This window comes from Veillonella sp. 20925_1_51, from assembly GCF_041431445.1.
GTDB classification, from domain to species: domain Bacteria; phylum Bacillota; class Negativicutes; order Veillonellales; family Veillonellaceae; genus Veillonella; species Veillonella nakazawae.
Window position 1 is genome coordinate 61,296 of record NZ_JAPVXT010000007.1, and the last position, 25,758, is coordinate 87,053.

Genomic DNA, 25,758 nt, shown 5'->3' on the forward strand with positions numbered 1-25,758 from the left:
ATATTGTTTATGTTGATACTTGTGATATTAATGCATTATGGTCTAAGCCTTTAAGAATATAAAAGTTTCTAAGCCAATCATAGATAGCATGATTAGAGAATTAGCTGCGCATATGATTTTTAATGCATCTGGTGTATAGGTAACTTAATTATGAAATATAAAACAATTTATTCTATTGTTTGGTACACATTTATAGGCTGTTTTTTCGTATGGCTAATTTGTGGATTAGGCTATAGGTTTTTGTTTAATGATACTGTTGAGCAGTCTAGAATAGAACTGACACAAGCTTTAAATGCATCTTTCCCGAGAGATCACTATATAATTGATGGAGATGTATATGATTCGAACAGAAGAAATCTATTATCTATAGGAGTATCAATAAACATAAAGAAGGATTCACTACATAAAGATATAAAATCAATAAAGCCCTTAACTGGGGAATGGATTTTAGTTGACCAAACTAAGTCTCTCTATGTATATGAAAATGAATCATATAGAGTATATATAACAAAGAATTCAGAGAATGATGGATATATTGTAGTGTTAGCACGTAACAATTGGCTAGAAATATTGCATTTATAATTCATTATTAGGGATAAAAGCTTTTGTAGGTTGTTATATTATAGTGAGTTTATGGAGAAATATTACAATTATATAAATATGAATAAAATAATAGATTTTTTAAAGAGTTTACTGCAGCTATCCACGATATTGGTAGGTATAATTGGTCTATTTCTCTTTATAGGTGGGGGTTGGTTATATCATGATTTACAGTATCGGTATGTAGTTGATAGCAGATACAATACAATTTTTGATAAGGCTTACCGTGTATATCTCATTAATAAAGGTATTTCGATGGATATTATTAATGATAAAATTTATGCGATGAATGATGATGTCTATGTTATTATCAATCAAGAGAGCAATACAATTATTGTATATTATTTAAATCTAGAAGATATTGAAACTATAAATAATTTTACTAGATTACAACAACAGTATTACGGTGATAAGATGATTTTACAACCGATTGAAAGTTTAGGTCTATCTGAAACATTTGATATATATAAGAAATTGTCAGAAGCACCTGGAAGGTTTAAATCACAAGGTAGCCGAATTTCTTTTTAATAGCAGTATAATTTTAGATTCCATGTTCTAATAATGTAGTTAGGACTTGGAATCTTTTATTATATTTTTGATCAGTTTAAGTAGTAGTGTTTATTTATAAAGCTTTTGTATTACTATAGTATAAATGCCTGTGCTAACGCTTTGGCATTCTTTGTTAAGTCTGAATATAAAAATAAATAAAAGATAACAATATTAAAATATCCGTTGGTGATATAAGTTGGTTTAATATATAATTGAAATATAGAAGTGAATTGAATATTAACCAATAGAAATAAAAGTAAGGTATAGTTTAGAGGTTTCGTTATGAAAAAGATTTGTGCTTTAATACTGCTAGGACTAGTAATTATTAGTGCTGTGATTTATCAGTATTATTATCACGATAGTTCACCAAATAATATAGTTATTATGGATGAGTCGCATGAGTTAGTTGACATTTCAATCAATGAATCGATTTCTAATCGTATTTTAGCAGTGTATTTTGATGAGCCTTACTATTATTATTTAGGATATGATGGAATAGGTCGGTATGATATTAAAAATCATAAACTAGATATTTGGGAATTTAAAATTTATGGTGATGAAACCGAACAGCACAAATTATATCATCCAAGATTAAAGATGATTATTAATAAGAAAAATAAGTTAGAAGATTTTTCCAAAACGGATTTAGATAACTTTGAAAAAATGTTAATGAATTCTGATCGTGGTGCAAAGTACTTTAATAAACGATGGTATTACTCTGGCTATGAAGCAACGTTTCTAGATTTAGATAATCATCTTATTATTACGAATGATGTGCGAGGCGTAAAAGATACGGCTACAAAGATTTTGATATTTAATGTGAGTGGTTTTATTATTATCGATAAAGAAACAAATGATATTCAAGTATACTTTGATGAAAGTATTGCAGGTAAAAAGGTTAGAGACTCTTTAGTTGCTATGTTGAAATATACCTATGGAGATTATCTAGTTCTGTTAAATAGCTTAGATGAAATTGGAGAAGAAGAACGAACTATTTTATTACAATTACGAGATAACTATGTTAGTAAAAATTAGTAATACGCTATATTTATTTTGATAATATTGTGTAGTAATGGTTAGTATTTTAACAAGTTGGATGAGCTTTTATGAAAATAGGAAGAAAATTAAAGAAATGGCTTAAACGAGTAGCTCTTACTTGTTTAATAATAGTAGGTGTTATTTTTGTTGGATGGCTTTTCTTTACTACTAATTTTTGGAACCCATTCATTCACTATTCAGACATGAAGGGTGGCATAATATACTGCAAAGAACCAACTAATATAATTGCTTCTAATGTTCTTGGTTTTGATGAAGTACGAGGGAAAATATATTATATAACTACAAATGGTATTGGTGTATATAATGAATTAAATAACGATCACGTATTTATATTACATAAAGAGCCATCTAATGAAATCAGAATAAATGACATTACTAATGTATATCCAGAATTTAGTCGTTTCTCTGATTCAGAACAGGAAGTTTGGAAAAGTAAATTTTATGCTGACTTTAGGGAAAGAATTCCTATAGAGGAAGGAAACATAATTAAATTTCCATTCTTTTTCTCTAGCGAGACACGTGGGATTTATAATTTAGCTACAGGTTCTAAATTATCGAGAATTGATAAGTATAAAATTTCTAAAAATATATTTTATAATGTTGATTTTGGAAGCATTACAAAGATAGATTTAGAAACTGGTACAGTATGGAAATATTATTCAGATAAGTTATTGTTATATAATTTTAGCAGTGAAAATAGTGAGTTAAATACGAGTAGTTTTAAAATCTATGAAGACGCTAAATTAACGAAAGAACAGAATACAGATAAGATGTTAAAGGATAAAATTATTGTTTTAAATCATTATAGTCAATTTAGTAAAGATGATAAGGAAATTATAGAAGAATTATTTGTTGAGTTAGTTACTGCAAGAAAAAGTATGAGTTTAAAACAACAACATAAACTAGGGTTGGAAAACTATCTAGAGTGAGTTTAGATTTAATGACACCTATACCTCATATTAGGTTTGGTATAGGTGTCATTTTTATATTACAAATTAATAAAAATCAGTATTGATTAAAATCTAAGTAGTTCTATTAAAATTACCAGAATTTTACGATTTTATGAGTGTTTTATGATAAAATAAAAGGTATGAATACTTCAACAACTAGGTCTATTACCTATAATGGCGACACAATTGAATATGAGTTAACCATCAAGCGTGTGAAGAACATGAACATGCGCATTACAAAGGATGGTGTGATCCATGTGTCGGCGAATGCCTATGTGCCGGATTATAGGGTGGACAAGTTTGTTATCGAGAATATGCCCTTCATTGAGCGGGCTCGTTATAAGATTGATGCATTGAATGCCAAGCGCGTCGATGCGTTGCAGTATGTAAATGGTGAAAGCTTATCTATTCTCGGCATTCCCGTTACATTGCGCCTAGTTGAGCAGGACGGAAAGCCTCACATTGGCTTTGATGGGAAGGCGATTCTTACCATGGTGGTACCTCGTGGTACGACCTTTGAGGCTAAGCATAAATTAATGCAAAGTTATTGGCGTAATTTAGGGGAGAAGGTCTTTGTCCATTGGGCAAAGGTCGTGTATCAACGCTACCACAAGCAAGGTATTGATGTACCTATGCCAACCATAAAACAGCAGCGTATGAAGAGTCGTTGGGGTTCTTGTACGCCAGCAAAGCAGCTCATCAAGATGAACACCCGTTTATTAGAGGGGCCACAGGCGTATATTGAGTACGTTATGGTTCATGAGTTTGCTCATTTTAAATATTTAGACCATTCCAAGAACTTTCACAATCTAGTGGCACAGTTTTTGCCAGATTGGAAGGCTCGCAAGAAGTCATTGAACGTATATTTTGCTCATCGCCCTTAAAGGAGGTGTACCATGCAGCCATTTGTACATTTACATAGTCATACAGAGTTTAGTTTGCTGGACGGTATCAGTCGTTTGCCTGACATGGTACGTCGTGCGAAGGAGCTAAATCAGCCAGCCCTTGCCATTACAGACCACGGCAATATGTATGCAGCCATTTATTTTTATAAGGAATGTGTGGCCCAAGGCGTTAAACCGATTATTGGGTGTGAAGTATATGTCACAGAAGGTAGCCGTCTTGATAAGCAGGAAGGTCGCAGCCGTGAACGATTAAAACATCTTATCTTATTGGCAGAAACCATGGAAGGGTATCGTAATCTTGTTAAAATCGTGTCGAAAGCCTCTACTGAAGGGTTTAATTATAAGCCACGTGCAGACCGCGATTTATTGCGCCAATACAGCAAAGGCATAATTGCCCTCAGTGCATGTATTCAAGGAGAGATTCCTCAATATATCTTGCAAGATAATATGGAAGGCGCCAAGCGTTCCATCGAATGGTATATCGAGACCTACGGGAAAGATAATTTCTTCTTAGAAATCCAAAATCATGGCTTACCAGAGGAGGCGAAGGCTCAAGAGGAGCTCATTAAGCTCAGCAAGGAATACGGTCTTGGCATCGTAGCATCTAATGACTTCCACTATGTCTTAAAAGAGGATGCAGACGCACAAGATATTAAGGTATGTATTTCTACAGGTCGTCGTCGTGCTGAGGTAGACCGCTTAAAATTCCCCAATGATGAGTTCTATCTAAAATCTGGGGATGAGATGGCGGAGTTATTTGGACATATTCCGGGTGCCATCGAAAATACTTTAAAAATTGCAGATCGCTGTAATGTGGAGTTTAATTTTGATGAACATCACTTGCCACACTTTGATGTGCCAGAAGGGGAAACGTCTAAGACGTATTTACGTAAGGTTTGTGAACGGGAAATTCCACGACTCTATGGTGAGACCTCTGAAGAGTTACAAAAACGCCTCGACTACGAGCTAGATGTTATTGGAACGATGGGCTTTGAGGATTACTTTCTCATTGTATGGGACTATGTACGCTATGCCCGTGAGCACGACATCTTAGTAGGTCCTGGTCGTGGTTCTGCGGCCGGTTCTGTAGTAGCCTATTTACTTGGCATTACAGGCCTCGATCCATTAAAATACGATTTGCTCTTTGAACGGTTCTTAAATCCAGAGCGGGTAAGCATGCCCGATATCGATATTGACTTCTGTTATGAAAAGCGTGGTAAAGCCATCGAATATGTAACGCGAAAATACGGACAGGAGCGTGTATCTCAGATTATTACCTTTGGTACTGAGGCAGCGCGTGCCGTAATTCGTGACGTAGGTCGTGTGCTAGACTTACCACTGGCGGAAGTAAACCGCATTGCTAAGATGATTCCCAACGAACTAGGGATTACCTTAGATAAGGCTCTGCAAGGCAAAGAATTAAAGGCTTTGTACGAAGCTGATGCTAATGTTAAAGAGTTATTTGATTTTGGTAAAAAGCTAGAAGGGATAGCGCGAAATTCGTCCACCCATGCGGCGGGCGTCGTAATTTCCGCAGATCCTCTAGATGACCACGTGCCAGTACAAAATTCCAATGATGAAGGCTTTGTTACGCAGTACGACAAGGATAATATCGAGGAATTAGGCCTCTTAAAGATGGACTTCTTAGGCCTCCGTACCTTGACGGTTATGGGGGATGCTTTAAAGCTCATCAAGGCGAACCGTGGTATTGATCTCGATTTAGATGCAATACCGCTCGATGATAAAGCGGCTTGTGATATCCTCACAAAAGGCGATACGTCTGGTGTATTCCAGCTCGAATCAGAAGGTATCACCAAGCTCGTTATGGATCTTAAGCCTGAACATTTTGAAGACTTAATTCCATTGGTAGCTTTGTACCGTCCAGGTCCATTGGGGTCTGGCATGGTAGCGGACTTTATCGACCGCCGTCACGGTAAAAAAGAGGTTACCTATTTACATCCAATTTTGGAACCAATTCTAAAAGATACCTTTGGTGTAATCTTGTACCAAGAACAGGTTATGCAGATTGCGTCTGCCATGGGCGGATTCTCCCTTGGTCAAGCGGACTTGATGCGCCGCGCCATGGGTAAGAAAAAGGAATCCGTTCTAAAGGCGCAGCGCGAGTCCTTTATTCAAGGTTCCATAAATAATGGTATAGAAGAGTCCATTGCAAATGAAGTATTTGACTTGCTCGTATACTTTGCAGGCTATGGCTTTAATAAATCACATAGTGCGGCTTATGCATACATTGCGTACCAAACGGCGTATCTGAAAGCCCACTATTTCCCTGAATTCATGGCTGCTACCATGACCAGCTTTATGCAAAACATGCAGAAATTGACGTACTACATCAATGCCTGCAAGAAGCATAATGTTAAGGTGCTCGGTCCAGATATTAACTATTCTGAACGGAGCTTTGCCGTGCAAGGTGATGCCATTCGCTTCGGCCTTGGGGGCATCAAGAACGTAGGGGATAATGCCATCGATCGCTTGATTCGCGAGCGCAATGAGCACGGCCTCTATACAGATATAGTAGATTTCTGTAAACGCGTGGACAACAAGGTTGTTAATAAACGACTTCTTGAAAGTCTCATTCGATGCGGTGCCATGGATGGGTTCAAGGAAAATAGAAACCAATTATTGCACATGTATGAAAGTGCTCAAGCCGTAGGTGCTAAAGAGCAAAAGGATGCCGCTATGGGCACCATGAGTCTCTTTGGCGATATAGAGGAGTCCGTCGACTTCATCCCTGTACCGAATGTGGAGGATTTATCGGAAGACGATAAATTAAAGGATGAAAAGGAATATACAGGCTTTTACATTACAGGCCATCCATTGCAAGGCTATGCGAAGGAGCTAGAGGGCCTATTTGAACTGGGGGCTCTCGTAGAAAATCCAGAGCAATACGATGGTCAAACCATTACCTTTGGAGGCTTAATTGAAAATAAGACGGACCGCATGACAAGGCGGAACGAGGTTATGTCCATTCTTCGCATCGAAGATTATTCTGGTGCGGCTAACGTAGTGGCATTCCCTAAGGTCTTTAGTCAAAGTCAACAGTTCCTTGCGGTTGATATGATTGTTAAGGTAAAAGGCCGCGTTGATGCGGATGAAAAGGGTGTGCAAATTATTGCAGACCGCATTATGCCATTAAAGGTAAACTATAGTCAGGCAAAACATGTGGCCATCCACATTTATAGTCAATATGACACGCCAGAAAATAGTGAAGCTTTAAAACGAGTGTTAGTGAATACCTCTGGCTCTGTTCCGACGTCGTTATACTTACATCGTCAACGGAAACGCATTAACTTGCCACCGAACATGTGCTTTGATCCTAGCGATGAATCCATTAAGGCTATTGAAGCTATCCTAGGCGATGGCTCCGTAGAGGTACAATAATATATGCATAAGAACCTCAATAGAGGTTAAGGTAGTAATAAACATATTCACTACTTAATAACACATGTTGCGTAGGGCACAGCTAGCTTTTACCAACATTGATATAATATATGAACATCCAGAAGGGATGGTTTTCATAGGAGGAACAATGAAACGTACAAAAATCGTATGTACTGTAGGTCCGGGAACGGATAAATTTGGTATCTTAGAAGATATGATGCGAGCTGGCATGAACGTGGCTCGTTTTAATTTCTCCCACGGATCTCATGAAGAGCAAGCAGAGCGTATGCAAATGGTGCGCGATGCGGCGATGATTGTTAATAAACCAATCGCATTATTGCTCGATACGAAAGGTCCTGAGGTTCGTCTTGGTCTATTTAAAGAGGGCAAAGTATTCCTTGAAGCAGGTCAAAAGTTTACGTTGACTACGGATGATGTGGAAGGCACAAAAGAGATTAGCTCCGTCAACCACAAAGGTCTTGTAAGTGATGTGTCCGTAGGGGATAAAATTTTATTGGCCGATGGCCTTGTAACACTTACGATCGATGCTATCGAAGGTAATAACATCGTTACCACAGTTCAAAATAGCGGTGAAATAGGCAATCGTAAACGCGTAGCAGTACCAGGCGTAGCACTTAGCTTGCCACCTGTATCTGAACAGGATGAAGCGGACTTGCGCTTTGGCTGTAAACAGGGCGTAGACTTTGTTGCCGCATCCTTTATGCAACGCGGTAAGGACATTGTAGCCATTCGTCGCATTCTTGAGTCTGAGAAAAAAGATATCAAGATCATCGCGAAAATTGAAAATGCTGAAGGCGTTAAAAACATTGATGAAATTTTGGAAGTAGCGGACGGCCTCATGGTTGCTCGCGGTGACCTCGGTGTAGAAATTCCTGCCGAAGAGGTGCCAGTACTTCAAAAAATGATGATCGAAAAATGTAATGACTTGGGTAAACCAGTTATTACGGCAACCCAAATGCTAGAGTCCATGATTCAAAATCCACGTCCTACACGGGCGGAAGCAAGTGACGTAGCCAATGCCATCTTAGATGGTACTGATGCAATCATGTTGTCTGGTGAAACTGCAAATGGTGCTTACCCAGTAGAGGCAGTTACGACTATGACACGCATTGCTGAGGTAACAGAACAAGCTGCTATTTACGATAGTAAAAGTCGTGCTCGTCAAGATGTGGATATGACAACTACCAGTGCTGTATGTTTAGCAAGCGTGCGCATCGCTCAAAACCTTGGGGCTGCTGCTATTTTGACATGTACTGAATCTGGTCATACTGCAATTAGCACGGCTCGGCATCGTCCGGCTTGCAAAATTATTGCTGTAACTCCGCATGAAGAAACAATTCGTCGCATGCAATTATGCTGGGGCGTAGAGGCTATTAAAGGTCATGAAATTGTTAACTCTGATGAAATGGTTAAGCAAGCCATCACAGGTGCTCTTGGTACAGGTGTCATTGAGTCTGGTGACTTAGTTGTGGTAACGGCTGGCGTACCATCTGGCGCTACAGGGACTACAAATATGATTCGCGTTCACATTGCGGGGCAAGTACTCTTATCTGGTAATGGTATTTTGCGTAAATCCGTTACCGGCACAGTATTCATTGCTGCTAATCATAAGGGCAATTATGAAAGCTTCAAAGACGGCGACATCCTTGTGGTGGGCACAATGGAGCCTGAATTAATGGCTATTGCAAAACGTGCAGGCGGCATTATCGCTGTTGAAGATGGTTATACCTCTGACAGTGCTATTGCTGGCATTACCTATGGTATTCCTGTAATTTTAGGTGCTAAAAACGCTCATGACGTACTTCTTGAAGGTCAAGAGGTAACAATCGATGGCGAACGGGGCAAGGTATTTGCTGGCATTGCTAATGCTCGATAGTTTTAGTAAAAGATAATTAAATATAAGGAGGGATAGTATGAATCCATATAATGTAACAGGACCTAGTAATTCTCAAGTTGCTCAGGTTGAAAGTATTGTATCCCAACGTTTGAAGGGATCCTTCTTGTGGATGGTTGTAGGTTTATTTACGACTATCGGTGTTGGAGTGGCTGCGTTGGCAAATCCAAACTGGCTACGCTTTGCATACGAAAACTTTAATATTATTCTATTAGTTGAACTAGGCGTAGTATTCCTATTTAGTGCTCGTGCGTATACTGCCAATGTTATGACTTTAAAAGGCATGTTCTTCCTCTATAGTGCATTGAATGGCCTTACATTGACCTTGATATCGTTGCGATATAATGTATTTGAAGTAGTTATTCCAGCGTTAATCGGCACGTTAGCGTTCTTCATTGGCTTTGCCGTGGTAGGGGCTACTACGAAACGTAATTTGTCATCCCTAACACCATATGTAATGGCTGCCTTACTTGGTATGATTATCGTATCTTTTGTGATGATAGGGGCTCGTTATTTTAACTGGGCTGTACTTAGTGGCTTTAGCGATACTGTTAGCTTAGTTCTAGGTTATGTAGGGGTTGTAGTATTCTCCATCTTTACAGCTATCGATGTGAACCGCATTAAAAATAATGTGTCACAAGTAGCGCTCTTGGAGGATGAAACCATTTTAGACCGCATTGAAATTACAGGTGCTTTGAGCCTATACTTAGATTTCATTAACTTATTCTTATCCTTATTGCGCATCTTTGGTAATAAGCGATAAAAGGAGATTGTATGGATAATAGAGAATGGCAAACCTTTGTAACCGTTGTGGATGAAGGGAATATTACAAGGGCTGCAGAAAAATTATTTTTATCACAACCGGCTTTAAGCTATCGGTTGCGCCATATGGAAAAAGCCTTAGGCCATTCTCTGTTGTTGCGAACTGCTGAAGGGATTGCTCTTACGGCACAAGGCGAAATTTTTTATGACTACTGTAAAAGAATGATGCAAGATCAAGAGGCCTTAGAAAATGCTATGAATTCCGCTTCTGGTAAGATTCAAGGGACCTTAAAAATCGCATCATCCATCAATTTTGCAGACTATGAACTACCAGCTTTACTGAAATCATTTCGAGAGCAATATCCGGATGTGCATATTCAAGTTAAGACTGCTTTCAGCCATCAAGTAGTAAAAATGTTTAATTCTGGTGACTGTATGGTTGCCTTTTCTCGTGGTGGCTATGAAGTATCTGGTAAATCTGAATTACTATTGGAGGAACCGTATTGTTTGGTTTATAAAGAATTAGTACCACCTGAGTCGTTAGAGAAGGTACCATTCATTAAATATCAAACAGATGCGTCTGTAGCAAACATTATTGAAACGTGGTGTGCTGAGCATTTTGAAGAACCACCGAGTGTTGCGATGGATGTAAATTCTATGAGTACGTGTCGTCACTTTGTACGCGCCGGCCTTGGATGGTCTATTTTGACCTATATGGGCCTTGGATCTTGTAAGGATAGAGATATATATGTAAGTCCATTGCGTAGCAAAGATGGGACCTATATCACTCGTGATACAAATATGGTATATACAAAGGATACGGAAAATCTTGTTGTAGTTAAAACATTCATTGAATATGTTCGCGATTACTATAAAAAACATACTGTTGTAGATAATAGTATTTTTAGAGAATATAAAGGATAGATTATACAAATTGAGTCTATATAAGGCTTTATAACTGTCTATCCATGCTATTTCAGTATTAGACTTTTTCGATATAATCAGTCATAATAAAGGTGTCTCGAAAGAGCAAGGCAGTAACCATGTAAGTGCATGTATACCCCCTTTGGGGACGTATACATGCATTTTTTTCATTTTGGGCTGCAATTCTATGCTTAAAATGCATAAAAAGTATGAATAGTAGATATAAAAGTTTTTATAACCCCTATAAAGGTAATCTATTATTCATAATTCTTTTAAGCATATATAATGAGTGTAGACTTAATCAATGTAACTGACGTCGCGAGCAGTTAGGTTGTTAAAGACTAGATGATTTTATGTATGCCTAAGTTAGTTAAGAAAGGTAAAGACACACATGAAAGACAAATTATGGCGCGTTGCCGTTATGGCTGCCATCGTCGCAATCGCATGGTTTGGTGGCACACCAGAAGGCCTCAAACCACAAGTATGGCAATTATTTGGCATTTATTTAGCAACTATCGTGGGCTTGGTATTAAAACCATTCCCAGTTCCTATTACGGTATTATTAGGTGTTGCTACATCTTCTATTTTATTGAGCAACACAAAAGATGTATTAGCTGGTTACAGCAATACAGCATTATGGTTGATCTTCGCAGCCTTCGCATTATCCGTTGCGTTTGGTAAAACTGGCCTTGGTCACCGTATCGCTTACCACTTAGTTCGATTGTTTGGTAGCACAACACTTCGTCTTGGTTATGTAACTGCATTCCTTGACTTAATCTTGTCTCCAGCAACTCCATCCAACACAGCACGTGCAGCAGGTATTGTTTATCCAATCAACTTATCTATCGCTGAAGCGGTTGGTTCATATCCTGGTGAAACTGCTAAAAAAGCAGGTGCTTACCTCTTACAGAATGGTTACTTTGCAACAAAGGTAACATCTTTCCTATTCGCTACAGCAATGGCACCAAATTACTTAGCACTTGATTTCATTACTAAATTAACAGGTGTATCCTTGAATTGGGCACAATGGGCTGCAGCTATGTTTGTACCTGGTTTTATCATGTTAATGCTAATACCACTTATTGGTTATATGTATGAGCGTCCATCTGTAAAAGATATTGACAATAAGAAAATTGCGGCGGATGGTTTAGCTGAATTAGGACCTATGAAAGCGTCCGAAAAAGGCCTTATCGTTATCGCACTTCTTGCAATCACTGGTTGGATTCTACCAACATTTGATATTAAAATCGATGCTACCGCAGTAGCTATCGTAGCCATGATTGCTACATTTGTATGTGGCATTATTTCTTGGGATGATTTGCTTAAAACAAAAGCTGCTTGGAACACATTGATTTGGTTCGGCGGTATCTTGGGCTTATCCTCCGCATTGACTAAAGGTAAATTCTTCGAATGGTTGGCTAAATACTTAGAAGCTCATATGAACTTTGGTTTAGATCCATTCATGATGCTTATCCTTATCTCTATTATTTCCGTTGTAGTTCGCTATTTCTTCGCATCTGGTACTGCATACATCTCTGCAATGCTTCCAGTATTCTTGATTGTAGGTATTAACGCAGGCATCGATCCTACATTACTTGCGTTCATCATGATTGGTACAAATGCGTATGGTGGTTCCGTAACTCACTACGGTGCAGCTCCTGGTCCAATCATCTTCTCCGCTGGTTACAACAATGTAAAAGACTGGTGGACAGTTGGTCTCATCTCCGCCGTTGTATGTTTAGTATTGAACTACGTAATTGGTATCCCTTGGTGGAAAATTACTGGTTTCATGTAATATGAAACTTTCACTATGGAGTGTTAGAATTTAATTGTTAGTATTCAATGTCTGTATATGGCTCTCGCGACGAGCCTGTACAGACTTGGGTTTTATAAATGTTTCACAAGGAAAGGATGCAACATGGCACAATTAGTAAAAGCTGCACAAGCTGGCTTCGACGAAAAAAATGATGCATTAGTAACGGTTGAACCGATTGCTAGCGGTATCGAAATTGAATTAACATCCAAAGTTATCCGCCAATACGGCGACCAAATTAAATCCGTTATCTTAAACACAGTAAAAGAAGCTGGTTTTGATGGCGTAAAAGTAATTGTACAAGACAAAAATGCTTGGGATTACACAATTAAAGCTCGCGTATTAGGCGCATTGGAAAGGGGGAGCAAAGCATAATGGCTAACGATAAAACATTCCCAGAAGTTAAAACAAATCCATTAACAGAGGCTGCTAAAAAACGCTTGTCTCGTTCCATGATGTTCGTACCTGGTAATACACCTAAAATGATTAACAGTGCTGACATTCACGGTGCTGACTCCATCATGATCGACATCGAAGATTCCGTGCCTATTACAGAAAAAGATACAGCTCGTCTTTTAACTGCAGAAGCATTGAAATCCCGTAAATTCCGTGCAGAAACAGTTGTACGTATCAACCATCCTACACAAACTCCTTATGGCTATGACGATCTTGATGTAATCGTTCCAGCTAAACCTGATATGATTCGTTTACCTAAAACTGAAGACGTATCTGAAGTTGAAATCGTAGCGAAGAAAATTGAAGAAGTAGAAAAAGCTAATGGCTGGCCAGAAGGTACTATCAACATTATCGTGGCTATCGAATCCGTTCGTGGCTTGTACAATGTTCGTGAAATCTGCCATGGCCCTCGCGTAGTTGCTATCGCTCTTGGCGCTGAAGACTACCGTGCTGACCTTCGTACAGGTAAACATAAACCAGCTGTTGAATTATTGTTCGCTCGTCAAACAATCCTTCACGCAGCACGTGAAGCAGGTATCCGCGTAATTGATACTGTATTCTCCGACGTGAAAGACCCACAAGGCTTCCGCGAAGAAGTTGAATTCATTAAAGCTTTGGGTTACGATGGCAAATCTTGTATCCACCCAAGCCAAATCAAAATTATCCACGAAGTATTCACTCCTGACGAAAAAGAAATCGCTCACTCCGTTAAGGTATTGAACAGCTACGCAGATGCATTGCGCAACAATAAAGGCGTAATCTCCGTAGATGGCAAAATGATCGATGGTCCTATCGTAGTACGTGCACAACGCGTAGTTGATAAAGCACGTGCAGCAGGCATTAAAGTTGAATTAGAGGAAGGAGCAGAATACGATGTTAAATAAAGTAGGTCGCGATATCCCAACAAATATCCCAGCACTAGAAGGTCGTGAAGTATATCAAGGTGAATTCGCTATTGAACCTAAAGCTCATCGCGCAGGTAAACCTGTACACATGAGTCGTGTGGGTACTAATAAAGTACTTGCTTCTATTGATGAAGCAATCGAAAAAGCTGGCGTAAAAGATGGCATGACATTGTCCTTCCATCATCACTTGCGCAATGGCGACTATGTAATGAAAATGGTTATGGAACGCGTTCAAGCAAAAGGCATTAAAGACATTACAATTGCGTCTTCTTCCTTGTCCCCATGCCATGAATTCTTGGTAGAAATGATTCAAGATGGTACTGTAACAGCTATTGAAACATCTGGCTTGCGCGATCGTCTTGGTAAATTCTTGACTCAAAACCCAGGCGTATTGAAACGCCCTGTAGTGATTCGTTCCCACGGTGGCCGTGCTCGTGCTATCGAATCTGGCGAAGTTCATATCGACGTAGCTTTCATGGCTGCTCCTACAGCTGACCCACGTGGTAATGCTACTGGTCGTATGGGTAAATCCGCATGTGGTGCGCTTGGCTATGCTAAAGTTGACTCCCACTATGCAGATACAACTGTTATTATCACAGATAACTTGGTTGACTATGTACACAACTATGCAATCCCTCAAACTGACGTAGATTATGTTGTTGAGGTTGAAAGCATTGGTGATCCAGAAGGTATCGCTTCTGGTGCGGTAGGTTTCACTAAAAATCCTATCCAAATTAAAATTGCTGAATTAGCTGGTGAATTCCTTGACCAAGCTGGCATCATTAAAGATGGTTTCGTATTCCAATTGGGCGCTGGTGGTGCTCCATTGACTGTGGCGAAATTCATCGCTGAAAAACTTCGTAAACGTGGTGAAGTAGGTGGCTTCGCTATCGGTGGTGCTACTGGTATCTTGACTGGTATGCTTGAAGAAGGTTTGATCCGTGCAATTTACGATACTCAAACTTTTGATACAACTGCAGCAGCATCTTTAGATAAAAATCCTGCACACATCGAAATGTCCGCTTCCATGTACGCTAACCCATGGACAGACTGCACTACAAACTACCTAGACGTAGTATTCCTTGGTGCTACTGAAATCGACCTTGATTTCAACGTAAACGTAATGACTGACTCCAACGGTGTATTGATGGGCGCTTCTGGCGGTCACTCCGATACAGCAGCGGGTGCTAAATGCACAGTTATTACTTGCCCATTGATCCGTGGCCGCTTGCCAATGATCCGTGACAAAGTAGCAACTGTAATTACACCAGGCTCCTCTGTTGACGTACTCGTTACTGAATACGGTATCGCAATCAACCCAGCTCGTACTGATTTGATTGAACGCTTCAAAGATAGCAACTTGCCTATCTTCACAATTGAAGAATTACAACAATTAGCATTTGATTTAGTAGGTAAACCACAAGATATCCCTGTATCCGACAAAGACGAAGACATCGTGGCAATCGTAGAATACCGCGATGGTTCTATCCTTGACGTGGTTCGTAAACCTCTATAATTGAGTAGGGGTTGGAGTCCGGTAGAGTCCGTTTGGGTTTCGCTGTCAACTCACCATCCCATGCTAGTAAGTTAATACAAAGACCCGCTCCATGAGTTCGAGGACCATGAAGCGGGTCTTTTTGAATTTATGCGTTGTTTTATTATTAACTTCAAAGATAGAAATAAAGTCTAATGTGGCAAATATGGTACATGATTATAGTTATACTTTTACTATAAGAAGATTGGAGACTTTTAGGAGGTAGTTTTTATGTATCGTTGTATTGCCAATTTAGAGATTGATCTAGATGGGTTAGGTGAGTTTTATGGTGAAATAGGCGAATATGAAATACTAAATATGTACCAAATAATATCAGCGTGGTTACAGGATGATTTAGATGGGCCTAATCCAGAAAATACAGTATTCGGTGTATCAGAGTATGCCTTAAACTGGATGTCTGTATTGCCTGGAGATATTTCTTATCGTAACCTATTTGATATGGGGAGTTGTAAGGTTGGTAATCGTTATGAAAGTATTGATTATTTATATGCAAAATTTCTACAAACATTAGAGAATAGTAAACAGCTTGAACCTGAATATGAATCCCTATGTTTAAATCATATAAACGTGATGTCACAGTATATAGAAATTACTCTAACCTGTAGTCAAAATATAGACTTTATATTATTTATAAAACATTGGTTACGTAATTGTAGTACTTATAAACATCCGATATACTATAGGATAAAGGATGCATTTTATATTACGCTTTAACTATAGGAGAGAGCATATGAGCCAAGTTTTTAAACAAGATTTAACAGATACTTCAGTCCGACCAGGTGGTATTTTTTTCGTTGAGTTATTGATGCCAGAGCAGTGTGATATGCCTGGCCGCGATACAATGGTAGAGGTACTCACAAAGTATTTAGGACCTGTGGATTGTTTTGATCATCGTCGTGATTCCGCAGGTTTTGCACCTCAGAATTATAAGGTGCATTACGAGGATACTGATGCAGATATTCCACCGACCTTGATGGTGACGAATTGTGAGAAAATCGATAAGCCTGTATTAGATGATTTTGATCGTAGTCAGGTATGGGATTGTCCAAATGTGGATGAGTTATTAGCAGAGTGCCAATACAGGGTGTTTGCTACGGATATGTTAGCCTCTGGTTTAGCGGCCAAAGAACGTGCAGATATGCTTGTAAAGTATGTAGATGCATTACTAGAATTATATCCCTCTTGTAAAGCCGTTGTATTTGGACCATCTCGTAAGTTCTTAAGTCGAGAATCGATTGAAAATCATCCTGATAAAGAGGTGACTCGTTTCATGTATTATGCTGTAAATGTGCGTTATTTTAGTATTCAAGGTACCAATGATATGATGGTAGATTCTGTGGGTATGAGTACATTATTTTTACCTGATTTACAGTATCACTTTCACGGTGTAGATCCTAATCATGTAGTATTTCATGCTTATAATGTGTTGAATTATATTTTGCGAACATGGTATAATCCAATAGGTGATGGGGAAACCATTGCGGGGTTACAAAATGGAGAGATGAATCAGGATATTCAGTGGAAGGTTCAATACGAGGATTCTTTAATCCAGCCCGTTCGAGAGGTTCTAGATATTAATATGGGTGAATACGCATCTGGAACTCGGTAGTTGTTAATCAATGAAAGGTGTGAGATTTATGAATGATCAACGTGTTTTTGACATGGAACTTGTGAAAGTTGAAAGTCTAGAGAAAGCTGTTAGAACACCATTTTATGAAACTGATTCCACAGGTGGTTCAGTATGGGTTATTAAACCTGGTCAAACCTTACCAAAACATTACCATCATAACTCTGATGATATATGGGTTATATTGCAAGGCAAGGGGGTATTTTATCCAACACCTGATACAGAGGTGCCTTTTACAAAAGGGCAAGTTATAGTATCTAAAAAGGGTGAATGTCATGGTGCAAAAAATACTGGGACAGAAGATATTATCTTTGTAAGTATCGTTGCTCCTGTGCCTGCTGATTATGATCCTGTTACTACAAATTAATATGAAAGCACTTTATAGTATTTTGTTATCTTATAATGGAGACAGCATTATACTATAAAGTGCTTTTTTATTTTATACAGTCACTCTTTGTGAATATACCTTTTCTATTTTCAGATGCTATCTTTTTGATTTCGCTATTCCTATTTGTTATTTCTATATTCTATATAATTCCATTGACAGAGGACTTTTGTTTTCTTAAGATAATAAGGTATGTAATATCTTAAGTAGTAGAAAGGAATTATATGAACTCATCTACACCAGAGCCTCAAAGTGGGGCCATCGATTTTAAGGACTTTACGACGCGGCGTATGCTCCATGTAGTCCTGCCATTATTTATTGTTTCTATTATTGCCTTTTTGGACCGTGTAAACATTGCCTATGCAGGCTTGACCATGAAGGAGAATTTACCATGGTTGACACCAGAGGTATTTGGTATGGGGGCTGGCATATTCTTTATTGGCTATGTTTTATTTGAAGTCCCTGCATCTCTAATCGCTGCGCGTTGTAATGCTATGCATTGGGTGGCGCGTATTATGTTTAGTTGGGGTCTCGTATGTATTCTTATGACAACGATGACTACAGAATTGGAGTTTTATATCTATCGCTTCCTCCTTGGTCTATGTGAAGCCTCTTTATATCCTGTAATTTATTCATTATTGATTCCAAATTGGTTCTTGCCAAAGGAACGTGCAAAGGCGATCTCCTTGATGTTAACATCTTTATTGTTCTCTAATATCATTGGCGGTCCATTGGCAGGTATCTTACTTGATACAACATTCTTTGGCCTTCATGGCTGGCGCACACTCTTTATCGTTGAAGCTATTCCTGCTGTAATTTTTGCGTTCATTTTCGCATTCTGGATGAAAGAACGTCCAGATCATGCGTCTTGGGTAACGGATGCAGAAAAAGCGTATATTAAGGCTGAACTTGAAAAAGAAGAGCAACAAAAGCAAGCTGTAAAGAAATATACTACATGGCAAGCTTTAAAAGATCCCAAAGTATTGCGTTTAGCGTTAATTTACTTCTTATGGGTTATTGGCTTCTGGGGCTTTAGCTTCTGGATGCCTCAAGTGCTTAAAAGCTTATCTGGATGGCCACCAAGTGTTGTAGCATGGTCTATTGCGATTCCAATGTCTGCTGCATTACTTGTACAAATATACTGTGGTTACTCTTCTGAAAAGCGCAATGAAAAACGTTGGCACGTTGCTACTACATTGTTCATTGGTACTATTGGTTTCTTAGCAACACCACACAGTCCATCTCCAGAAGTTAGCTTATTCTTTATATGCTTAACTGCAGTAGGTGTTTACGGTGGTATGGGTGTATGGTGGACCATGCCAACAACCTTCTTATCTGGCGCTGCTGCAGCGGGGGCGATGGGACTCATTAACTCTTCAGGTAATATGGGGGGCTGGGTAGGTCCTTATATGCTTGGATTCATCAATGGTCACACTGGTAGCTTTGCTTATGGTTACTATGTAATGGGGGCTTGTATGTTCCTTGCTGGTCTATTAATTTTGACACTTCCAAAATCTATGGAACATAAAGAGGATTAAGTAGAGCTATATTATAGATAACTAGATTATAGACAACTTAATAGGAAAATATTTAACGAATGCTTCAATGGTGTGATTTTGGATACTATTCAATTTTATGTTACAATTTACAAAATAGTATTATTTAAACTTGAGGAGACAAATATTGAAAGAGTGTAGACCTAAGTTTGATGAAATTACATCATTTGATGAATTTAATAAATATTATTGGTATCGTGATGAACTTTCACAAATATGTAAATCATTAGGATTAGAATATAGGGGAACAAAACAAGAACTCAATTATATTATTGAGCAGTACTTTAAAGGCGATTTAATTAAAAAATCATCAATAAAAAATAGAAGAAGGCAAGTGGAAAGTATTACTTTAGATACACCATTACTTGAATGTAATTTTTCCTTTAATACGAAGTTTAGAGAATATTTCTCTGCTTTAATAGGTGTTTCACGATTTAAATTTAATGCTGATATGGCTACTGCCTGGAGAAAAGTAAAAAGTGAAAAAAATACAAGCTTTACAATTGGAGATTTGCTGAAAGTATATTATGGTGAATCAGATTATGCAAAGTATGACAATTCGGTTTGTCAATGGAATCAATTTTTTAAGGATTTTTGTGCAGACGAATGTAGTGGCAATTATTCGAATAAATTAAAAGTAGCATCTATTATTTGGAAAGAAGTTAGAGATTCAAAAAATGAAAAAATTTATTCAAAGGAGCTTTTAAGTGAATATGCATATAAATTAGAAGCGTATCGCAAGTAGAAGCAACTTGTCGTTGCAGAGATGTATGGGAAAACTAGCAATTAAATCTATAATAGAATAACGATAAAAGCACCTTATATCCTATGAGAAGAGTCATTTGTGATGACTTTTGTAGGTATGTAAGGTGCTTTTATTTATTTCTGATTTCTTTATTGATTTTGTTTTGTTACATCAGGCACTTTCCCAGGATTCATATCCAGGTTTAGATCTGTGGATTTGAATGGGTGTGGGTTTGCCTCTGGTGGTTGTACTTTGAGCTCTGGATGCAACCATTGCAGTTGCTTTAGTTCCCAGTCGTACTTGGCACCGTCATTTTGTAGTTGACGAATATCTTTTAGGATTTCGTTTAGTTGATCACTATGCTTATTAGCCATCCCTTCAAGAATGTAAAGACGACCTGCTACACTGTCGATGGTAGAGCCATCGTGGTCTTCATCGACACGCCATTGTAATTCAGAGATTTGTATTTGCTGGAATATGATAACGATAACCAGCACAATGATAACGCCCCACATGGGTGTTTCTTTAGCTTTCAAAAGGGCCCGCAATTTAGATGCGAGCCCAGATGGTTTATTCATTATTGACGATCCTCGAGTTGTAATCCAGGTAATGGTAATTTGGAATTTACAAAGTCTAACCACAAGCGAGAAGCGTGGGAGAGGTAATGACCTTTTTTCCAAATAACATAAAGTGTATGAATGATTTCTGGTACAAGTGGACGTACAACGACCTTGGAACCAACCTCTGTATTTTCACCTGCCTCAGGGCAGAGACGAGATGGTAACAATGCGATGGCAAGGTCTGCACTAACTGTTTGCAACATGAGATCACGTTGACTTGTTTCAAATACGATATGAGGTTGAAAACCTGTATGTTTACAAGCTTTGATGATTTCGTCATGCAAATTAAAGTCATCTTTGTGCAATACGAAAGACTCATCAGCTAGCATTTCTAAACGAATTTCTTTTTCTTTCGCAAGAGGGCTAGATTTTGGAACGATAACAGAAAGAGGATCACTAGTGAGGTAGAAGGACTCAAATTCTTTTGGATTTGGTTTCGTACAAATGATACCAATATCAATCAAGCCTTCTTGAACACTAATCTCAACTTTTTTAGAACCTTGTTCATAAAGTTCTAATTCAATTTGTGGATATACTTTTTTAAACTCCCCTAAAAGCTGAGCGAAGATAGGTGCATCGGTAATTGGTGGAATACCAATTCTAATGGAACCTTGCTCTAAACGAAACTCGTTTTCAAAATCAGTTTTTAGATGTTCAAACATGAATACTACGCGTTTTGCGTGGGTTAAGAAGATGGTACCCCCATCAGTAAGTTCTACAGATTTAGCATTACGCATGAAGAGAACAACACCAAGTTCGTCTTCTAAAGCTTTAATAGTACGGCTGATAGCGGATTGGGAGATGTGCAAATTCCGCGCAGCTTTACTAAAGCTTTTTTGATCAGCTACTTCAACGAAGTATTTCAAATGATGAAAATCCATAATTAACCCCCTAAAAATAAAATCTGGTTATGGGAAGTGACTTATACTAAATGAGAATAGTTATTACTATAACGCAATTAGCTATTACTTTATGTAAAGCATGGATAGCAATATTGGCAAAGCGACAGTCACTGTATGTGTTGCGTTGATAGGGCCCAGCACGTTATAATGTGCATATAGGGCTATATCAAGTTATGATATTAGGAATTATGGTTGTGCCCAATACAAAAGTATGTTCACACATAATGCCATATTATATATAACATATATATTATTGCATTATTTTTTCATGTGCGCAAGTTTGTAATGGTTGTTATTCCTAAACATAATGATAGATTAAGCAAGTGTTCTATTTTTGCTAAATGCTTAAGGAGGCAATAATCACATGAGTCGTAAATTTAAAACTATGGACGGCAACCAAGCGGCTGCTCACGTTTCTTATGGTTTTACAGAAGTTGCTGCGATTTACCCAATCACTCCATCTTCCCCAATGCCAGAACACATTGACGAATGGGCTGCGTCTGGTCGTAAAAACATCTTCGGCAACACTGTTCAAGTTGTAGAAATGCAATCTGAAGCAGGTGCTGCTGCCGCAACTCACGGTTCTTTACAAGCTGGTGCATTAACAACAACTTTCACATCTTCCCAAGGTTTGTTATTGATGCTTCCTAACTTATACAAAGTAGCAGGCGAATTACTTCCAGGTGTATTCCAAGTAGCTGCTCGTGCATTGGCTGCACACGCTTTGGCTATCTTCGGTGACCATCAAGACGTAATGGCTGCTCGTGCAGCTGGCTGCGCTATGCTTGCTGAATCCTCCGTACAAGAAGTAATGGACTTGTCCGCTGTAGCTCACTTGACAGCTATTAAAACTCGTGTACCATTCATCAACTTCTTCGACGGTTTCCGTACATCCCATGAAATTCAAAAAATTGAAATCTGGGACTATGAAGATTTGAAACCATTAGTAGACATGGACGCTGTTAAAGCTTTCCGTAAAAATGCTTTGAACCCAGATGCTCCTGTAACTCGTGGTACTGCAGAAAACCCTGACGTTTACTTCCAACATCGCGAAGCATCCAACAAATTCTACTTGAACGTTCCTGACGTTGTAGAACATTACATGAACGAAGTTAACAAATTGGCTGGTACTAACTACCAATTGTTCAACTACCATGGTGCTCCTGATGCAACTGACGTAATCGTAACTATGGGTTCCTCCGCTCAAGTAGTTCAATCCACTGTTGACTACTTAAACAAATTGGGCCGTAAAGTTGGTTTCATCAACGTTCACTTGTTCCGTCCATTCGCAACAGATCGTTTGTTGAAAGCTCTTCCTCAAACAGTAGAACGCATTGCAGTTCTTGACCGTACTAAAGAACCAGGCGCTTTGGCTGAACCATTGTTCTTGGACGTACAAGCTGCTGTAATCGACGGTGGCCGTAACGTAAAAGTTATCGCTGGCCGTTATGGTTTGAGCTCCAAAGACGTTATCCCTGCAGACATCGTATCTGTATTCGATAACTTGGCTGCTGAAAACGGCAAGAAATTCTTCACATTGGGTATCAATGATGATGTTACATTCTTGTCCTTAGATCGTGCTGAAGGCGTAGAAGTTGAAACTCCTGGTTTGACTGAATGTAAATTCTGGGGCTTCGGTTCTGACGGTACTGTAGGTGCGAACAAATCCGCTATCAAAATCATCGGTGACCACACTGACATGTATGCTCAAGCATACTTCGATTACGACTCCAAAAAATCTGGTGGCGTAACAATGTCTCACCTTCGTTTTGGTAAAAACCCAATCAACTTGCCATACTTGGTAACTGAACCTCAATTCGTAGCATGTCACCGTCAATCTTACGTACATGAATACGACTTGATCCGCGGCATCAAAAAAGGCGGTACATTCTTGTTGAACTGTACTTGGTCTCCTGAAGAATTGAACGAACATTTACCTGCTAAATTACGTCGTCAAATCGCAGAAAAAGAATTGAACTTCTACATCATCAACGCTGCGAAAATCGCTTCTGAAATCGGTTTGGGCGGCCGTATCAACATGGTAACTCAAGCTGCATTCTTCAAATTGACTGAAATCATCCCTGTAGATGACGCTGTTAAATACCTTAAAGAATCCGTAGTAACTTCTTACGGTAAAAAAGGTCAAAATATCGTTGACATGAACAACGCTGCTATCGATCAAGGCGTTAACGCTTTGGTAAAAGTAGATGTTCCTGCTGACTGGAAAAACGCTGTTGATGAAGGCGGCCACGCAGTTAAACCTGGTTGCGAATCTTGCCCATCCTTCGTTCAAAACATTGCACAACCAATCAATGCACAAGCTGGTTATGATCTTCCTGTATCCACATTTGCTGGTTACGAAGATGGTACATTACCTGCTGGTACTGCTAAATTCGAAAAACGCGGTCCTGCATTGTTCGTTCCAAAATGGTTACCTGAAAACTGTATCCAATGTAACCAATGTTCCTTCGTATGTCCACATGCTACAATTCGTCCAATCTTGGCAACTGAAGCAGAAGTGGCTGCAGCTCCAGAACATTTCGATACAATCCCTGCATTGGGCGCTAAAGACCTTCAATTCCGTATCGCAGTATCCCCATTAGATTGCTTGGGTTGCGGTAACTGTGTTGATATCTGTCCAGCTCCTAAAGGCAAAGCTATCGTAATGACTTCCATCGATTCCGAAATCGAACAAGCTGAAGCATGGAACTACGGTGTTAACCTTCCTGTAAAAGAAAACCCTATGAAGAAGGAAACTGTTAAAGGTTCCCAATTCGAACAACCATTGTTCGAGTTCTCCGGTGCTTGCGCAGGTTGTGGTGAAACTCCTTACGCTAAATTGTTAACTCAATTGTTCGGCGACCGCATGATGATTGCCAATGCAACTGGTTGTTCCTCCATCTGGGGTGCTTCCATGCCTGCATCTCCATACACAACTAACCAACAAGGTCAAGGTCCTTCTTGGGCAAACTCCTTGTTCGAAGACAATGCTGAGTATGGTTATGGTATGTACATCGGCGTTAAGAAAATTCGTCAACAATTAGTAGAATTAGCTGCTAAAGCTGTAGAAACTGCTACAGGCGAATTGAAAGAAGCTTTGGAACAATGGATCGAATTCGCTAACCTTGGCGCAGCAACTCGTCAACGTTCCGAACGTTTAGTAGCAGCTATCGAAGCTGAAGGTGCTACAACTCCAGAATTGAAAGAAATTCTTGAGAAAAAACAATTCTTGATCAAACGTTCCCACTGGATCTTCGGTGGTGACGGCTGGGCATACGATATCGGCTTCGGCGGTGTTGACCATGTATTAGCTTCTGGCGAAGACATCAACATCTTCGTATTCGATACTGAAGTATACTCCAACACTGGTGGTCAAGCTTCCAAATCCACTAATATCGCAGCAGTTGCTCAATTCGCAGCTTCTGGTAAACGTACTAAGAAAAAAGACCTTGGCATGATGGCTATGTCTTATGGTTATGTATACGTAGCACAAGTAGCTATGGGTGCAGATAAAAACCAATTGATGAAAGCTGTTGCAGAAGCTGAAGCATATCCAGGTCCTTCCTTGATCATCGCTTACAGCCCATGTATCAACCATGGTATCAAAGCTGGTATGGGTAAAGCTCAAGAAGAACAACGTAAAGCAGTTGCAGCTGGTTACTGGGATCTTTACAGATACAACCCTCAACTTAAAGAAGAAGGTAAAAATCCATTCTCCTTGGATTCCAAAGAACCAACTGAAAACTTCCAAGACTTCCTTAAAGGTGAAGTTCGTTACGCTTCCTTGGCTAAAGCAGCTCCAGATGTTGCAGAAGAATTGTTCGCTAAAACTGAACAAGACGCTAAAGATCGTCGCTTAAGCTATGTTCGCTTACAAAAAGGTTTCGAAGACGTGAAATAATTCGTTATTTAACGACTAAGAACTAATAAGAGGCACCCTTTCGAGGGTGTCTCTTTTGTATATAATATATTTATTATAGTATGAATATATTTTGACGGTATCTTAAAATAATATGGCCATTTCTTGAATAGCTAGTTCCTGAATTACTAATGCTTTTACAATAGGTAATATACTAGGAATTTGGTATAATATTAAATAGTTGTGCATATACTACTAGGTATATTGTACTG

Annotated in this window: 21 protein-coding genes; 19 read left to right on the plus strand and 2 right to left on the minus strand. The window is 38.9% G+C overall.

The window, feature by feature from the left end; genetic code table 11:
• Positions 1–150: 150 nt before the first annotated feature.
• The 18 genes from O3607_RS08135 (at position 151) to O3607_RS08220 (ending at position 20,105) form a co-directional block, all read left to right on the plus strand.
• Positions 151–582, plus strand: coding sequence for a hypothetical protein (locus O3607_RS08135; RefSeq protein ID WP_371443666.1), 432 nt, complete (start codon positions 151–153; stop codon positions 580–582).
• Positions 583–633: 51 nt separating this feature from the next.
• Positions 634–1,128 (plus strand): hypothetical protein, encoded by a 495-nt coding sequence (locus tag O3607_RS08140; RefSeq protein ID WP_371443667.1) that lies wholly within the window; start codon positions 634–636, stop codon positions 1,126–1,128.
• A gap of 303 nt (positions 1,129–1,431) precedes the next feature.
• Positions 1,432–2,184: a hypothetical protein gene (locus O3607_RS08145; RefSeq protein WP_287515072.1), complete on the plus strand. Its 753-nt coding sequence runs from the start codon at positions 1,432–1,434 to the stop codon at positions 2,182–2,184.
• A gap of 71 nt (positions 2,185–2,255) precedes the next feature.
• Entirely contained in the window at positions 2,256–3,137 is an 882-nt protein-coding gene (locus O3607_RS08150; RefSeq protein WP_371443668.1) for a hypothetical protein, read from the plus strand.
• A 137-nt stretch (positions 3,138–3,274) separates the two neighbouring features.
• A complete protein-coding gene (locus tag O3607_RS08155) occupies positions 3,275–4,042 on the plus strand; it encodes a SprT family zinc-dependent metalloprotease (protein WP_314361024.1) in 768 nt (255 codons plus the stop codon).
• Between the two features lie 12 nt (positions 4,043–4,054).
• Entirely contained in the window at positions 4,055–7,462 is a 3,408-nt protein-coding gene (locus tag O3607_RS08160; RefSeq protein WP_371443669.1) for a DNA polymerase III subunit alpha, read from the plus strand.
• A 148-nt stretch (positions 7,463–7,610) separates the two neighbouring features.
• Positions 7,611–9,359 carry a pyruvate kinase gene (gene pyk / locus O3607_RS08165; protein ID WP_371443670.1) on the plus strand — a complete coding sequence of 583 codons (1,749 nt, stop codon included), beginning with the start codon at positions 7,611–7,613 and terminating at the stop codon, positions 9,357–9,359.
• Between the two features lie 37 nt (positions 9,360–9,396).
• Complete coding sequence (locus O3607_RS08170) at positions 9,397–10,140, plus strand: Bax inhibitor-1 family protein (RefSeq protein WP_371443671.1); 744 nt, start codon at positions 9,397–9,399, stop codon at positions 10,138–10,140.
• Positions 10,141–10,151: 11 nt separating this feature from the next.
• Positions 10,152–11,063, plus strand: coding sequence for a LysR family transcriptional regulator (locus O3607_RS08175; RefSeq protein ID WP_024066727.1), 912 nt, complete (start codon positions 10,152–10,154; stop codon positions 11,061–11,063).
• A 391-nt stretch (positions 11,064–11,454) separates the two neighbouring features.
• Complete coding sequence (locus O3607_RS08180; RefSeq protein ID WP_060924528.1) at positions 11,455–12,858, plus strand: DASS family sodium-coupled anion symporter; 1,404 nt, start codon at positions 11,455–11,457, stop codon at positions 12,856–12,858.
• A gap of 123 nt (positions 12,859–12,981) precedes the next feature.
• Entirely contained in the window at positions 12,982–13,251 is a 270-nt protein-coding gene (citD, locus tag O3607_RS08185) for a citrate lyase acyl carrier protein (protein WP_005385629.1), read from the plus strand.
• The gene (locus tag O3607_RS08190) at positions 13,251–14,216 is read left to right on the plus strand and encodes a CoA ester lyase (protein ID WP_004695279.1); all 966 of its coding nucleotides are present in this window, start codon (positions 13,251–13,253) and stop codon (positions 14,214–14,216) included. Before citD ends, O3607_RS08190 begins: the two co-directional genes overlap by 1 nt.
• Entirely contained in the window at positions 14,206–15,753 is a 1,548-nt protein-coding gene (gene citF / locus O3607_RS08195) for a citrate lyase subunit alpha (protein WP_187002562.1), read from the plus strand. Before O3607_RS08190 ends, citF begins: the two co-directional genes overlap by 11 nt.
• A gap of 249 nt (positions 15,754–16,002) precedes the next feature.
• Complete coding sequence (locus O3607_RS08200; protein ID WP_024064552.1) at positions 16,003–16,506, plus strand: hypothetical protein; 504 nt, start codon at positions 16,003–16,005, stop codon at positions 16,504–16,506.
• Positions 16,507–16,522: 16 nt separating this feature from the next.
• Positions 16,523–17,401 carry a DUF4261 domain-containing protein gene (locus O3607_RS08205; RefSeq protein ID WP_155087078.1) on the plus strand — a complete coding sequence of 293 codons (879 nt, stop codon included), beginning with the start codon at positions 16,523–16,525 and terminating at the stop codon, positions 17,399–17,401.
• A gap of 28 nt (positions 17,402–17,429) precedes the next feature.
• A complete protein-coding gene (locus O3607_RS08210; RefSeq protein ID WP_155087079.1) occupies positions 17,430–17,786 on the plus strand; it encodes a cupin domain-containing protein in 357 nt (118 codons plus the stop codon).
• 242 nt (positions 17,787–18,028) lie between these two features.
• Positions 18,029–19,342, plus strand: coding sequence for an MFS transporter (locus O3607_RS08215; RefSeq protein WP_155087080.1), 1,314 nt, complete (start codon positions 18,029–18,031; stop codon positions 19,340–19,342).
• 145 nt (positions 19,343–19,487) lie between these two features.
• A complete protein-coding gene (locus O3607_RS08220; protein WP_120055969.1) occupies positions 19,488–20,105 on the plus strand; it encodes an SAP domain-containing protein in 618 nt (205 codons plus the stop codon).
• A 149-nt stretch (positions 20,106–20,254) separates the two neighbouring features.
• Here the strand turns inward: O3607_RS08220 and O3607_RS08225 are convergent, their stop codons facing one another.
• Positions 20,255–20,683 (minus strand): hypothetical protein, encoded by a 429-nt coding sequence (locus tag O3607_RS08225; RefSeq protein ID WP_155087081.1) that lies wholly within the window; start codon positions 20,681–20,683, stop codon positions 20,255–20,257.
• Positions 20,683–21,606: a LysR family transcriptional regulator gene (locus O3607_RS08230; protein ID WP_155087082.1), complete on the minus strand. Its 924-nt coding sequence runs from the start codon at positions 21,604–21,606 to the stop codon at positions 20,683–20,685. Before O3607_RS08230 ends, O3607_RS08225 begins: the two co-directional genes overlap by 1 nt.
• Before the next feature lie 385 nt (positions 21,607–21,991).
• Here O3607_RS08230 and nifJ point away from each other — a divergent pair, with 385 nt between their 5' ends.
• Complete coding sequence (gene nifJ / locus O3607_RS08235; RefSeq protein ID WP_156718891.1) at positions 21,992–25,528, plus strand: pyruvate:ferredoxin (flavodoxin) oxidoreductase; 3,537 nt, start codon at positions 21,992–21,994, stop codon at positions 25,526–25,528.
• Positions 25,529–25,758 lie beyond the last annotated feature (230 nt).

Excerpts from the sequence above, each read along its gene's own strand:
- O3607_RS08135 (WP_371443666.1), top strand. The coding sequence starts at position 151 with ATGAAATATAAAACAATTTATTCTATTGTTTGGTACACATTTATAGGC.
- nifJ (WP_156718891.1), top strand. The coding sequence starts at position 21,992 with ATGAGTCGTAAATTTAAAACTATGGACGGCAACCAAGCGGCTGCTCAC.
- O3607_RS08150 (WP_371443668.1), top strand. The coding sequence starts at position 2,256 with ATGAAAATAGGAAGAAAATTAAAGAAATGGCTTAAACGAGTAGCTCTT.
- O3607_RS08225 (WP_155087081.1), bottom strand. The coding sequence starts at position 20,683 with ATGAATAAACCATCTGGGCTCGCATCTAAATTGCGGGCCCTTTTGAAA.
- O3607_RS08160 (WP_371443669.1), top strand. The coding sequence starts at position 4,055 with ATGCAGCCATTTGTACATTTACATAGTCATACAGAGTTTAGTTTGCTG.
- O3607_RS08190 (WP_004695279.1), top strand. The coding sequence starts at position 13,251 with ATGGCTAACGATAAAACATTCCCAGAAGTTAAAACAAATCCATTAACA.
- O3607_RS08140 (WP_371443667.1), top strand. The coding sequence starts at position 634 with ATGGAGAAATATTACAATTATATAAATATGAATAAAATAATAGATTTT.
- O3607_RS08200 (WP_024064552.1), top strand. The coding sequence starts at position 16,003 with ATGTATCGTTGTATTGCCAATTTAGAGATTGATCTAGATGGGTTAGGT.
- citD (WP_005385629.1), top strand. The coding sequence starts at position 12,982 with ATGGCACAATTAGTAAAAGCTGCACAAGCTGGCTTCGACGAAAAAAAT.
- O3607_RS08180 (WP_060924528.1), top strand. The coding sequence starts at position 11,455 with ATGAAAGACAAATTATGGCGCGTTGCCGTTATGGCTGCCATCGTCGCA.
- O3607_RS08175 (WP_024066727.1), top strand. The coding sequence starts at position 10,152 with ATGGATAATAGAGAATGGCAAACCTTTGTAACCGTTGTGGATGAAGGG.
- O3607_RS08215 (WP_155087080.1), top strand. The coding sequence starts at position 18,029 with ATGAACTCATCTACACCAGAGCCTCAAAGTGGGGCCATCGATTTTAAG.
- pyk (WP_371443670.1), top strand. The coding sequence starts at position 7,611 with ATGAAACGTACAAAAATCGTATGTACTGTAGGTCCGGGAACGGATAAA.
- O3607_RS08170 (WP_371443671.1), top strand. The coding sequence starts at position 9,397 with ATGAATCCATATAATGTAACAGGACCTAGTAATTCTCAAGTTGCTCAG.
- O3607_RS08210 (WP_155087079.1), top strand. The coding sequence starts at position 17,430 with ATGAATGATCAACGTGTTTTTGACATGGAACTTGTGAAAGTTGAAAGT.
- O3607_RS08205 (WP_155087078.1), top strand. The coding sequence starts at position 16,523 with ATGAGCCAAGTTTTTAAACAAGATTTAACAGATACTTCAGTCCGACCA.
- O3607_RS08145 (WP_287515072.1), top strand. The coding sequence starts at position 1,432 with ATGAAAAAGATTTGTGCTTTAATACTGCTAGGACTAGTAATTATTAGT.
- O3607_RS08230 (WP_155087082.1), bottom strand. The coding sequence starts at position 21,606 with ATGGATTTTCATCATTTGAAATACTTCGTTGAAGTAGCTGATCAAAAA.
- citF (WP_187002562.1), top strand. The coding sequence starts at position 14,206 with ATGTTAAATAAAGTAGGTCGCGATATCCCAACAAATATCCCAGCACTA.